The following is a 13,938-nucleotide window of genomic DNA, read 5'->3' on the forward strand; positions in this document are numbered from 1 at the left end:
AATGTTTAATAGGGACACAGGCTATCGTGCTTTCTTAAGGGCCACGGCGCGTATAGCAAACCTTGAGCATCGGAGGCGTGAAAAGCCATGCGTAGGTACTTGCTTTGTATTTTTGTTGCGTCATCAATTGGTTGTAGTGGTCAACTTTTAATACAAGAACCTGAAGAAGCAAATTGTTCGCAAGGTTGTCCAGGCGATACTGTTTGCCACTTAGGCTTTTGCGTTCCTAAGAGTAGTTTGTGTGGTCCGCAAAACCTCGTTGGTAGTTGCAACTACGGATATAAATGCATAAGTGGTGTTTGTTATGCAGAAAGCAATCTGCCTGCGATATGTGGCCCGAATAATCCTAATGGCCTTTGTGACCCCGATTTTGCCTGCGTTAATGGTGCATGTACGCCTATTCCCACGACCTGCAGTGTAGAAGAGCCAACTAAATGTCCGTGTTCCCCAGATAATCCCCAAGGTTTATGTCAGGGTGGTTTGAGCTGTGTATTAGGATATTGTTTTGACAGCAGCTTAATTTGTTCGCCCACTCAGCTTAAAGGTTTTTGTCTTGATCCCTTGCAAACATGTGTTGAAGGTTCATGTGTAAATCAGGGCTTCACTTGCGATATCAATCATCCTGATGGTTCTTGCCCAAGTTGGCAAGTATGTATTCAGGGTCAATGCGGCGGACCAATTCCTGATGCTAATGCTTGTTCGTTAACAGCACCTCAAGGTATTTGCCCTGCTAATGAAGTATGCGTTGGCGGTACCTGCGTATCAATTTCTGATAATCGATGTACGCCTGATTTCCCGACCGGTTTGTGTGGCCAAGGTGCGGCTTGTCTAAACGGCCTTTGCCAGCTAGTTACTCCCGATAACGAATGCTCACCAACTAGAACTGATGGTTTATGCAGTGGTGGTGGTTTTTGTATTAGCGGTGATTGTGTGCTGCTTAATTGTGAAGCCGGCGGTTATTTATGTCCTGATGGTAAGTATTGTATTGCCGCTACTAAGACATGTGTAGAACCTGATTGTGCGCCTTCGCATCCGACTGGCTTATGCACAGCCCCATTGGTTTGTGATCAAGGTTATTGTTTAACTCCAAGTTGTGAACATGATCCAGGACATGGCACCTGTTTTCCACCGACTTTAATTTGTAATAGTGAAGGTAATTGTGTCGAAGCGCCATGTACCCCTCAATATCCCAACGGTGTTTATTGTGAGACGCCTGGCGATATTTGTGTAAACCATGCTTGTGTTAACGGGCCATGCTCAGAAATCAACACTGACGGCACCTGCGATACGCAAACAACTATGTGCGTTCCTATCTATGGCTGTACTGTTAAAGTTGATAATGTTTGTTGTGATGAAGATAATGCGGCATTTACCGGTTGTACCATAGGTGTTTGTTCACCACCACAATGTGGTGATCATAAGTATGGTGCTTGTCCTTCAGCTAACGAATACTGTGATAATAACACCTGTACCCCCGCAGAATGCAGTGTTTGGTTTAGAAGTGGCGTTTGTACAGATCCAAACGAGACATGTTATTTTGGCGTATGCTCAAAGACCGGTTGTCGAGAAGCTGGTCAAACCATACCTGGCGACCCAAATAGTTATGATCAAGCCCTTGCTAACGCCTATTGTGCTCCGGGGGTATGCGATACAATTTCGGGTATTTGTTCAACAGTTGGCGTTAACTGCTCACCAACAACCTATACTGGTAGCTGTCCTAATGCTAATGAAATATGTTGTACACCAGTTTTAGTTGATGCAATTGCATGTACTTTAGGTGTTTGCATTGATACAGGTTTAGTACCTTGCTTGCCAGAATACCCAGGTGGTCACTGCCCCAATCCTGAAATATGCGTTCTTGGTGATTGCAAAATGCCACCATGCAGTCCTACGATTACCAATGGTGCATGTCCAACAAATCAAGTTTGTTGCGATGCCACTCTAGCTACTACACGTAGTTATGCGCCGGCTGTTGATTATATTGGTTCATGTGTTCCTACTGACTGTTCTTACCCAGATCCAGATAATACCAACGGCTGGTGCGCCAGCGGTTCAGTGTGCTGCAATAAGAGCTTACATGATTTAGGTGAGGCAATATCTGGTGTCGGCAATGGTTGTGCTTTAGGTAGTTGTGTTTCTAAAAACTGTTCGCCGCAATACCCCTATGGTACTAATTGTGGTTCTAGTGCCAGTTGTATCAATGGTGCTTGTGTAGATTTATGTTCAACTAGCGCACGTGATGGTTGGTGCCCAACGGGGTTCGCCTGCGTTGATGGTGGTTGTGCAGTTGCTTGTGCTGGTGATGCTGATTGCGATGGTATTTCAGACACTGATGAAGGTGGTCTTGATCCAGGTCGTCATACCGATAGTGATGGCTCTATAGATGCGCGTGATCGCGACAGTGATGGTGATTCTATATTTGATCAACTCGAGGGTGTTGCTTGTTACATAGATACTGACTGCGATGATGATTATATCAGCGATGAAGTCGAATATGGGCAATGGGCCATTGCTATTGATACTGATGGTGATCTTACTACTGATATGCTCGATACTGACAGTGATAATGATGGTATTCTCGATCGCTGCGAAGGTTTTGTGCTTGCTAGTTATTGCGATGATACGGCTGCGCATGACGCTTCAACATTATTAACTGATGTGCAGGCGGGTCCTTCATGTAATCCTGCAATATTGCAAGCATGCGATTATGATAACGATGGTACCCCGGACTTTCGAGATGACGATAGCGATAATGATGGTATTATTGATAATATAGAAGCACGCAGTAAGCCAACAGATGCATCTACTGTAAATAACCAAGGTGTCGATCATGATATCGATGGTACCCCTGACTATCGTGATATAGATAGCGATGCTGATGGCGTCAATGATGTTGATGAAGATGTTAATTATGACGGTTTTGTTAACTGCCAAGTAGATGGTACAGGCGCACCAATTGTTGATTCACGCTTGACCCCTGTTTGTTCTACCGGCGACTACGATTATAATCCAGGTTGTGAAGCCGATGACCTAACGCCTGCTTGTACTAGCTACTCGATAGCTACTTGCCCTGGTATACGTGGTTGCATTGTTAGCGGTGGTATTTGTGTTGCTTTAGGGCAAAAGTGCTTATTAGCTGAAAGTTCACGCGTTCATGCTGATACCGATGGTGATGGTATTAATGATGGCAGTGATGGCGTATATTTAGTTTGTTCAGAAGAAAACTTAAAACCGATTAACATATTTTATTCACGAACGGCTGATTATGCTTTAGCGCTTGAACAAGAATTTACCTCAACACAAACGATTATTCGATCGAGTACACAAGTTGGTTTAGCCTTTGATGATACTAATTCAGCTCATGGTTCGTATGCTGTGAGTGGTTTTGTGCTTAATCGCATACCTGGTGCTGATGCTCTTGCTGCTTATGACGATAATGCAGCTCGCAATCTTATCGTTAAAGCAGTGGCGCAAAGTGAGACTGATCGTACAAGTATGCAATCAGCAACTGAAATTTCAGCGGTTGAACTAGTAATCAATCGCACCTTTTCAACCTTTGATGGTTATGGTGCTGTTGTTTCACGTTATAACGTTACAACTTCTTCGACAGTAGGTGTGGCTAACTTACGTAATACTATAGTAAATGCATTAGATGGTGGTGATCGTGGGCTAACAGTACCAGTTGGTCCTACAACTAATAATTTTACGGTAATTATCGAAACGGTATATCGTTGTGATCCAAATACTACTGGAACAGAAGCATGCACACCAGGAGTAGTAATGGTGGTCGGTGCGGTAGTGCCGACATCCACTTCGACGCCAGCCGACTATGGCTATGATTATCGTGGCACCGCCTATTCACAAATACCACTGTTTTATATTGAAAATATAACAAGCGGTAGTGCCTTGGCTCAATTTGGTGATGACACCGCAGCTTTGTGTCAGTCACTAGTACAAAAAAATGGCAAGTTAGATTTTATTTGGGTGGTTGATAATTCTGGTTCGATGGCAGAAGAAATTGATCAAGTACAACAATCAGCTACGTTATTTTTTGCACTATTTAACAATACCGAGGCTGATTACCGTATTGGCCAAGTTACCACCGCTGAAAGCGATGACCGATGGCATCCACCTGTATACTGGGAACCTAGATCCGCCTTTAATGATGCATCGAACGATGAATCGAAGCGCATAAAAGGTATGCTTATCGGTGATTTCACAGGTGCAATTGCGGGCATTGTTGATACAGGTTTAACCGATAGAACCGTTGGTTATGACTGCTTAGAGGGTTGTTTCAATGGTCAACCATGCTGTCCGGCTTGTCCGGGTATTGGTTCTACTAATGATCCGGCTTGTTACTTTGCCTCTCGCTTACCCGATGATAACGGAAGTGGACGTGAGTTTGGTCTGTTAATGGCACAATGGGCTGCTTATCGCGCTGGAGCGCAAGATTTATGTACTGCATTTACTACTAGCGAAACATGTTTGGCACAAGAAGGATGTACATGGGTTGTTGATAATGGGGTAGTTACTAATCGCTGTATGCCTGATTATTGTAATATTTCTGATAATACTGCAGAGCAATGTAATGGTAACGATTCCAATCAATATCCCTATGGTTTAGATGGGTCAGAAAATGAACTCGAACCTACTGGCTGCGAATGGCATCCAGATGCTAGTACATGCTGGCCCAGCATTGGTATACCATGTACCTCTTATACTTCTGAAGGTGCTTGTGATGGCCAGTCACCACGTTGTTCTTGGAATGGAACAGCTTGCGTACCTGATTTAGATTTTGGCGTTACGCTTTGCAGTTCAGATGATGAAGCAATTTGTGAAGCTCAAGGTGGTGGTTGGTGTGAATGGGATACTGATTTATGGGGCTCGGGTCAAGCTGGCTGTCGGCCACCATTAAAGCGCGCTATCAGACCAGATGCAGATAAGTTTATCGTGACCCTGTCTGATGAAGAAGAGTGCTACCTTAAGGATATAGATTATAACGGTGATTGCGAAGAATACAAACAAGGTAGCCTCTCTATGACTAGTTCAATTCGTCTAGCGCGCCAAAAAGCTTATAGAGATTATTTATTATCACGTGGCTTTATGTCCTTTGGCATCGTTGGTGACAAGACTGCAGGGTGTTCTACTGCAGAACCTTGCAACGGTGTTACTACAGTGGCTGAATCTACCGGTGGTGGTTGGGGTAGTATCTGCGCCACTAATTTATATCCAACCATTGAAGCTATAGTGATAACTTCAATACACAAAGCCTCACCTTATGTGCTTGAAGGCTTTATTAATAATCATGCAGTGCAACCAATTGCCGCTACTATTAAAGTGACAACTGAGGTATGTAACGAAGCTAGTGAATACCCACTATGCGGTAGTGGTACACATATGATTACTGATGTGCCACGCTCGCGTACTGATGGTTTTGATTATGATGCTGCTACTAATACTTTAGTGTTGTATGGTAATGCACGACCAAAACAAAATGCTGATATCGTAGTTTCATATCGCTACTGGATAGATAATGAACAACCTGCAGCGGGTGATCCAGATTGTCCATGCCCTGAAACTGACGGACCAGATTGTTTGTGCCTATCAGGTCAAGAGTGCGGTATTAGTGGCACTATTGTTGGTGGTTTAACTGATAATTGTGCAACTTTAACTACAGAAGAAAGCTGCGGTAGCGTTCCTGGTTGTGCATGGGCTGATTTTGGCTCAGGTTTAGGCTTATGCATGGCTAATGGTCTTTGTGAGCGACGTGATTGTCAATATGTTGAATGTCCACTCGGACAAGTATGTGACCCTGAATATGGTGTGTGTGTTTGTGATATAACCTGTAGTGGCGTTGTTTGCGGCGAAGGTGATAGGTGCGATAACAATTCGTGGTATAACAATTGCCATAACATTGCACCAGATACTACTTGCGAAGGTATTACCGATTGTAGTTGGCGTTATGATGTAAATGATTGCTACTCAGATACATGCGGTCAATGTGTTTGTGATACTGGTGGTTGCCCTGAAGGCACCCCAACACCAACAGATTGTGAAGGCGGTTGCCCAGCAGGTCAGTATCGCAACAGTGACCCAACTTCACCTGATTGCGGCAAGTGTTTCTGTGATACAAGTTGTAGGATAAGCACTGGTATTCCTGAGCCTGATCCTCCATGCCCAACTGGGCAAACTTGCGATGCAAATCCAAGCTCATTTACCTGCGGTTTTTGCACCCCACCACAATGTGGTGAATGTCCACCATTCACCATTTGTAACTATCTAACTGGTGAGTGTATTTGCGATACAACTTGCGGCGGTGGCTGTGGTACCGGTGAATATTGTGATGACGATGACATTACACCTTCACCAACTTGCGGTCAGTGTCTATGCGACACTACCTGTGGTGGTTCGTGTCCTGATGGGCGTATTTGTGATGATGATGACACAACACCTTCGCCAACTTGCGGCCAGTGTTTATGCGATACCACTTGTGGTTATGACCCACCTGACTCGTGTCCTGCGCCATCCACCTGTGATGATGATCCTGTGTCATTTACCTGTGGCTTATGCATTTCAGCCGCTGATTGTGGTGGTTGTCCGCCATGTTCCGAATGTAATCCGTTAACGCTACAATGCTATAATGTCTGTGGTGAGTAAGGTGAACTAGTAACATTTATTAAAAAACCGTTAAAAAAGGGCATAAAAGCTCTTGACGTCAGTGTTGCTATTGTGACAGGAAGGTCTTTGCTACCATGCTTTTTCGTCATGGTGGCCTTCCTTTAAAATATGGTTTTTTTACAGGGTGAACACTCGCGGTAATTTTAAGTCGCGCGCGCCGTCAAAGGGCGCGACACCACAGTGTTCATTTTTCTTCGAACCCCAATAGGCTTTCATTTTGGCCTTGCGGAAACTTTCAAACCCCCCGTGTACCCTAGACGGCTGGGAGACGGGACCCAAAGGCAGCCCACATGCTGGCTAAAGATGGCATTATTAATCTCAATGAATTAAAAAAGAAAAAACCACACGAACTCGCGCGCTATGCTGCTGATCTCAATATTGAAGGCGCTGCGGGTATGCGCAAGCAAGATCTTATCTTTGCTTTGTTGCAAGCTCATACCAATAATTCAGGTGCTGTTTTCTCCGAGGGCGTGCTTGAGTGCCTGCCCGATGGTTTTGGTTTTTTGCGTGCTCCTGATTATAATTATTTACCTGGTCCAGATGATATCTATGTATCACCATCACAAATTCGCCGTCTTAATTTACGCACTGGTGATACGGTTGCTGGGCAAATTCGACCGCCAAAAGATTCTGAGCGTTATTATGCAATGCTCAAAATTGAAAAGGTTAATTTTGAAGCCCCTGAAAAGGCGCGTGAAAAGATCCTTTTTGACAATCTCACGCCGCTTTATCCCAATCGCAAATTCAACCTTGAATATGACCCGTCAAATCATTCAACACGTATAATTGATTTGCTGGTGCCCATTGGCATGGGTCAGCGTGCGTTGATTGTTTCGCCTCCGCGTGCTGGCAAAACGGTAATGCTGCAAGCAATGGCTAATGCCATTACCACCAATCATCCTGATGTATGGCTTATCGTGTTGCTTATTGATGAGCGTCCCGAAGAAGTCACCGATATGCAGCGTTCAGTTAAGGGTGAAGTTATTTCGTCTACATTCGATGAACCGGCACAGCGTCACGTTCAAGTTGCTGAAATGGTTATTGAAAAAGCCAAACGGTTAGTTGAGCATGGACGTGATGTGGTTATTTTGCTCGATTCGATTACGCGTTTAGCTCGTGCCTATAATACTGTGGTGCCGCCATCAGGTAAGATCCTATCTGGCGGTGTTGATTCAAACGCTTTGCATAAACCCAAACGATTTTTTGGTGCTGCTCGTAATGTTGAAGAAGGTGGTTCATTAACTATTATCGGTACGGCGTTAGTTGATACTGGTAGCCGTATGGATGAAGTTATCTTCGAAGAGTTCAAAGGCACGGGCAATTGCGAATTGCATCTTGATCGCAAGCTCATGGAAAAACGTATTTTCCCCACCATGGATATAAATCGTTCGGCAACTCGAAAAGAAGAGTTATTGCTTGAATCAGAGATCCTTAATCGTGTGTGGATTTTACGCCAATTGCTACATCCACTTAATGTTATTGACTCAATGGAATTCTTGATTTCAAAGATAAAAGGCACCAAAACAAATCGAGAATTTCTTGATTCAATGTCAACTTAATAAAAGCTATAATACTATCTATAATTGTGGTATTTTTTCAAGTGAAACAAATCGCACCAAGTTGCACACAAATTGTAAACTTTGTGTTAAACTAGGGGAGTGTCCAAAAATGTTGGACCGAGAGATTCACGAAAGACGCGTAAACGAGGGACACGAGCGCAGCAAAATTAAGCTGAGGCTTGCTTACTGGCAAGTCGCAAGCTTTAATTTTGTGAGTACGTGGTCCGTAAGTAGCGGATTTCGTGAAGATCGACGGGAGACATTTATGGACACCCCCAAAGTAACTGCAACTTGATGCACTCTCTTGCAACAAAGGATAGCGGCCACTTAAGTAATGTCGTACGAAGAGCCTAATCTCGACCCTGCGAGTTTACTCGACGGGCTCGATTTCGAGATACCTGCGGCGACGCCAAATCAGCAGGTAGCTAGCGCCGAAGTACCACTTTTTTTTGGCCCATATCAGCTAATTCAACAAGTTGGTGAAGGTGGGGTGGCACGGGTATTACGAGCGCGCCATATACATCCAAGCTATGCTGACACCACATTTGCGGTAAAAATAATGCATCGGCAATTGTCTAAAGACCCACAAGTTGTCGATCTCTTTCGTCATGAAGCTTATGTGTTATCCCTGATAAAACATCCTAATATTGTGCAGACCTTTGAAGCCGGTTCATTAGAAGACGAGCTATTTATTGCAATGGAATATATAGAAGGTCGCGATCTCGAAAATATGCTAGAAAGAAGTCGTCATACTCGTTCGTTGCTGCCATTAGCTGTAAGTATGCATATCATTGGTGAAGTGCTTAAAGCTTTAATATATGCTCATGAATTAGCAGACCCTGATGGTAAACAGTTAAATTTAATTCATCGTGATGTTACACCTGCCAATGTATTTTTATCATTTAGTGGCCATGTAAAGCTTGGTGATTTTGGTGTCGCTTCAATCGCAGCAGGCTTACATGAAAAAGAACGCGAGTTAGTAGGCAAACCTGGCTATTTTGCACCAGAACAAGCCAGTGGTAATGCAATAGATCAGCGTGCTGATATTTTTTCGCTCGGTGTAGTTATGTATGAAATGCTTACAGCTACGCGATTATTTTCAGGTAACACTACTGAAGAGATTATGAAGGCAAATAGAAAAGCCAAAATACCGCGACCACGTAGCCTTAATCCAAATTTACCACCTCAATTAGAGGAGGTTTTACTAACCGCATTAGCGCGTAAACCTGAAGACCGTTATAGTAATGCCCGTGAAATGGCTCAAGCATTAAATGGATTTGTACCACCACCAACCGGGATGTCGCTTGCAGTTGCAGCTATGATGCGTAAGCTTTTTTTATCAGAACATATACAAGAGCTGCAATTACGCGAAGGCTTATCCGGTAGTACAATAGCAAATGGTGCCGCAAAAACCATTGCTATTTGTACTGGTGATGAAAGAGCGCAAGCAGCTTTTTCTGAATTATTGCTTTCGCGAGGGTTTCATCCGGTTGTCTGCTCAACCCATGAAAAGCTTGTAGAAGTTTTGGCACGACCGATAAATTTTTCATTAATTTTAGTTGATGTTTGCAACCGTAATTTTAATCCAGTAAATATTGTTAATATATTATCACATTATAAATGTACTGCCCCGGTTATAGCAGTAAGCGATGCGCTTTGTGCACAATGGGTACACAATGCCGATGTTATAGGCGCTGTTGATCTTATATATAAACCATTTAACATTGAAAGAGTTCTTTCAGCCATTCGTGCTGCAATTGTAGGTGCTTCAACCATAGCTAATCGCCAAAAGGCAACAAGTACCGATACTCAGGGTTTGTTGCCACATATTCTTGTAGTTTCAAAGACACCGCAGTTTGCTGTGCAGTTAGCAAAAGAAATAACCCATTTAGGGTTTGAAGTAGACGTATCACCATCAGCGGCAGAAGCACTTGAGCGCACAAATTACGCGAGTTATCGTGGAGTTATTTATGATGCTTTTCCTGCAGAACCATCTGATCGTAATTTTATAAAAGATTTTCGTTCTTGTCCTGCGATGGGTATGATACCTATGATAATTTTGGCACAAACTGAAGCGCGTCAGATTTTTGCTGGTATTAACAATGAACGCGCTATTTTATGTCGGCGTGATGAAACATCGATTGTTTTGGCTAACCATATGCGTAACCTATTGCTTGATAATCGATTAGGTAGAGTATTTTTACGTTATGCAGTATCAATACCGGTAGAATTACGATCTGGCGGTCGTAACTTCAATTGTATGTCGGTTGATATTTCACGTGGTGGCATAAAACTCTATTCGCATCACATTTCTCCTGTAGGTACACAAGTAGGTGTTGCTTTTTCTTTGCCATCACTAAATAAACGTATAGAAGTTCGTGGTAAAGTGATGCGTGTTGAAATTCAAAATGATAGCAACGATCGCAATGCTCGTATTGGTATTGAATTCGGACATTTTGCCGGCCGTAGTGAGGCTATATTGATTAGCTTTTTAATTTCGCTTGTAGAACAAAGTAACTTAGCAAAACTAACAACAACTTTAGATGTATCAATTTAACCTAACTTATAAATTTATTAATGCTCATGAATAAATTATTTTGTTTATTGAAGCCATGTATATGTGTTTTTGCATTAGCAATCGTTTCGGTATTATTAGTTGCTGCAAAGACATCCATATCGACACCTATAAAAGAAATAACCCCTTTTGATTTAACTTATGGTGTTTATTTAAATAGCAGTAAAGTTGGCTGGATGCGCTCAGCAATGATGTTAAATAAAGATAAGTCTATTAAGATTATTCTTGAATTGCATGCGGCCGTTGGAGGAATGGGCCAGGTATCGACAATTGATATTTCAGAAAATCGCAAGTATGCAGGCCCCAAAATGATGCTGCAAGAATTATCATTTATTCAAAAAGCAGCAACCGGCCAGGTAATAGTAACTGGCAAACGTTCAAACAAAGAATTGTTATTAACCGTACAAGCTGGTGACGCCCAAACGCAACAACACCACGAAGTTTTAGAGACAGTGTATGACGCACTAGCGGCAAATAAGTTAGCGCGTACCGGCAAGGTTGGTGATAGTGTTATTTCACAACATTTTGATCCCTCATTGCAACGCAACATAACTATTCAACAGCATGTAAAAGCAATCGAGAATCGGATGTTTGCCGGGGTTGTTACTCGCACTTTACGTATTGATGCAACTTATAATGATCTTGGTATCAATGAGACCAGTTGGTTTGATGAAACCGGCAAGATACTCGAAACTAAAGTGGGTGGCTTTTTTATCGCAAGATTAGAACCACCAGATGTCGCTAAAAAGCTTGATTATCAGCAAGACTTGCTAGTAGCCGCTGTAGTTAAAACTCCACGTGCAATAAATAATCCAGAAACTCTTGAGCATTTAACCGTAGCCTTTTCAGGTTTTGGTAAGATGGATCCACCATCGTCACCACGACAAAAGGTTGATCGGCAAGGTGATTTAGTAGTGCTGAGCTTAACTCGTGATCCTGTACTGCCAAAAATATCATTGGCTGATATGAAAATACCCAATGAGATTAAAAGCGAAATTGTCGCGACGCCATTTATTCAAAGTCAGGCGTCAGCTATTCGCAAAGCCGCAATAGCAGCAAAAGGCAATGCTAATTTGCTACCTGAGGTAGTCGAGGGTTTAACTCATTATGTGTATAATCATATCAAGGCTGAATATGTACCGGCATATTCTAATGCCCTTGAGGCACTTAATAGCGGTCGAGGGGATTGTACTGAATATAGTGTACTATTTGTAGGTTTAGCGCGAGCTTTAGGCATCCCAGCCCGAGTTGCGGTTGGTATTGCTTATTGGCCACCCGGCGATGGTTTTGGTTGGCATGCTTGGGCTGAAGTCTTTGCAGATGGTCGTTGGTATACGGTTGATCCAACCTGGAACCAACCGATTGCTGACGCCACCCATGTAAAGCTTGCTGGTGGCGGGCCAGCCGAACAAGCACGCATCGTTATGCTGTTAGGTAATCTTAAGGTAGTAGCATTAGCCGATTAAAATGGCTCAATACACCGACACATTTGGTATTTATGTGCATATACCATATTGTCGGCGCGTTTGTTCTTACTGCGATTTTAATGTTTATCTATATAAGCGCGCCAAGTGGTCTGAATTCATTAGGGCGGTAGTTTCTGAGTTAAGTACTCGTGGTCTCGCATTTAACGGCCTAAAGGCACAATCAATATATTTTGGTGGTGGCACACCATCACTGGCCCCAGCCAAATTTTACGCAAGCATTATGGAAGAGATTAAGCGTCAATATATAATTGTTGATGATGCAGAAATTACCGTTGAGGTTGATCCTGCGACTTTAACACTTGCAGGTTATCAACAACTAAAACAATTTGGAGTAAATCGCATAAGTTTGGGCTGGCAATCATCACATGATGCTTTTTTAAAAAAGCTGGGGCGTGGTCATACAGCGGTCGACAGTGAACAAGCATATCATTGGGCTCGGCAAACCGGGTTTAATAATATTTCTTTAGATTTATTATTCGCTATTCCTGATGAAACCATGCAGCACCTTGAATGTGATCTTGCAAATATTGCACGCTTAGCGCCAGATCATGTATCGCTTTATGCGCTTACTTATCATGAGGGTACTGATTTATATCGGCGACGCCAAGCAGGACGAATAAAACCAGTAAGCGAAAGTTTTGAAGCCGAAATGATGTTATATATTGAAGATAGATTAGCAAAGCTTGGTTATGAACATTATGAGGTGTCTAATTATGCTCGGGCGCAAAAGCGCTCAAAGCATAATCAACTTTATTGGCATGGCGGCCAGTATTTAGGGGTAGGTCCTGGGGCACATAGTTTTAAGCGTGAAGCTTGGCATCAAGGCTGGCGATGGGAGACAAGGCGAGAGCCTACTGAATATATTGAAGCTTGGTTATCAAGAAAGGGTGCAACCTTTGCAGGTATACCAAAATCAAATGACTACAGCATTAGCTTTGTAGAATCTTTAGATACGCAAGCATTAATGAATGAGCGATTGTTACTGAGTATGCGCCTCAGTGATGGCATTGATATAAGTGAATTAGCTAATGATGTTGAGATAACGCAAATTGAACAAGCAGCAATCAAAGCCCAAGCAATAGGTTGGCTAAAGCGCGATGATACACGTTTGTTACCAACTAGTTTAGGATTGATGAATGCTGATGCATTGGCACTGATGTTAATGTAGTTTTTCCGCATTGGCGTACACCAAGAATGGCCAGACATGGGAAAAAGGTCAGATATTCTTCAAATATTTTTAAATAGAATCGATTGGTATATTGTATTTTAAAACTTATACTTTGAAATTGCTATGCAAAAATATTAGCAGAGTTCCCAAATTTAAAAAATCGTTTTGAGGAGGTCATCTTTGGGCTCGGGGATATTTCTGTAAAAAGTAGTGGCAATGCAACAGACGAGACTATAAAAACTTATATCGAAGAGCAAAATCATGATACAGACGAAGAGTTTAAAGTAGAAACTTAAGCCTGCTTAAGCTGGGATCTTTAAGCCGTGCTTTGCACGGAACAGGACTTATAGTCCGCATTGCTTTTAAGCCCACCGCCTAAAGGCTTGTCTCTTGATCACATTTCATTCAGACTCCTTGCAAGGCACCAACCTTCGACGAGAATTTCAAGTTTGGTCCATCCACGCCATAGCG

5 protein-coding genes are annotated in these 13,938 nt (G+C 42.8%); all 5 read left to right on the plus strand.

The features are described 5' to 3' along the window. The first annotated feature begins 87 nt into the window (after nucleotides 1–87). The 5 genes from JW841_17580 (at nucleotide 88) to hemW (ending at nucleotide 13,467) form a co-directional block, all read left to right on the plus strand. Nucleotides 88–6,657 carry a hypothetical protein gene (locus tag JW841_17580; protein MBN1962745.1) on the plus strand — a complete coding sequence of 2,190 codons (6,570 nt, stop codon included), beginning with the start codon at nucleotides 88–90 and terminating at the stop codon, nucleotides 6,655–6,657. 332 nt (nucleotides 6,658–6,989) lie between these two features. Continuing rightward, on the plus strand, nucleotides 6,990–8,237 hold the full coding sequence (gene rho / locus JW841_17585; GenBank protein MBN1962746.1) for a transcription termination factor Rho: 1,248 nt from the start codon (nucleotides 6,990–6,992) through the stop codon (nucleotides 8,235–8,237). Nucleotides 8,238–8,571: 334 nt separating this feature from the next. Next, nucleotides 8,572–10,794 (plus strand): protein kinase, encoded by a 2,223-nt coding sequence (locus JW841_17590; GenBank protein ID MBN1962747.1) that lies wholly within the window; start codon nucleotides 8,572–8,574, stop codon nucleotides 10,792–10,794. A gap of 26 nt (nucleotides 10,795–10,820) precedes the next feature. Beyond that, the gene (locus tag JW841_17595) at nucleotides 10,821–12,278 is read left to right on the plus strand and encodes a transglutaminase domain-containing protein (GenBank protein MBN1962748.1); all 1,458 of its coding nucleotides are present in this window, start codon (nucleotides 10,821–10,823) and stop codon (nucleotides 12,276–12,278) included. 1 nt (nucleotide 12,279) lies between these two features. Further along, complete coding sequence (gene hemW / locus JW841_17600) at nucleotides 12,280–13,467, plus strand: radical SAM family heme chaperone HemW (GenBank protein MBN1962749.1); 1,188 nt, start codon at nucleotides 12,280–12,282, stop codon at nucleotides 13,465–13,467. The last annotated feature ends 471 nt before the right edge of the window (nucleotides 13,468–13,938 follow it).

The sequence above is a fragment of the Deltaproteobacteria bacterium genome, from assembly GCA_016931625.1.
In the GTDB taxonomy this organism is placed as follows: domain Bacteria; phylum Myxococcota; class XYA12-FULL-58-9; order XYA12-FULL-58-9; family JAFGEK01; genus JAFGEK01.

Coding starts and splice junctions, on each gene's coding strand:
- JW841_17580 (MBN1962745.1), top strand. CDS start 88: ATGCGTAGGTACTTGCTTTGTATTTTTGTTGCGTCATCAATTGGTTGT.
- JW841_17590 (MBN1962747.1), top strand. CDS start 8,572: ATGTCGTACGAAGAGCCTAATCTCGACCCTGCGAGTTTACTCGACGGG.
- JW841_17595 (MBN1962748.1), top strand. CDS start 10,821: ATGAATAAATTATTTTGTTTATTGAAGCCATGTATATGTGTTTTTGCA.
- hemW (MBN1962749.1), top strand. CDS start 12,280: ATGGCTCAATACACCGACACATTTGGTATTTATGTGCATATACCATAT.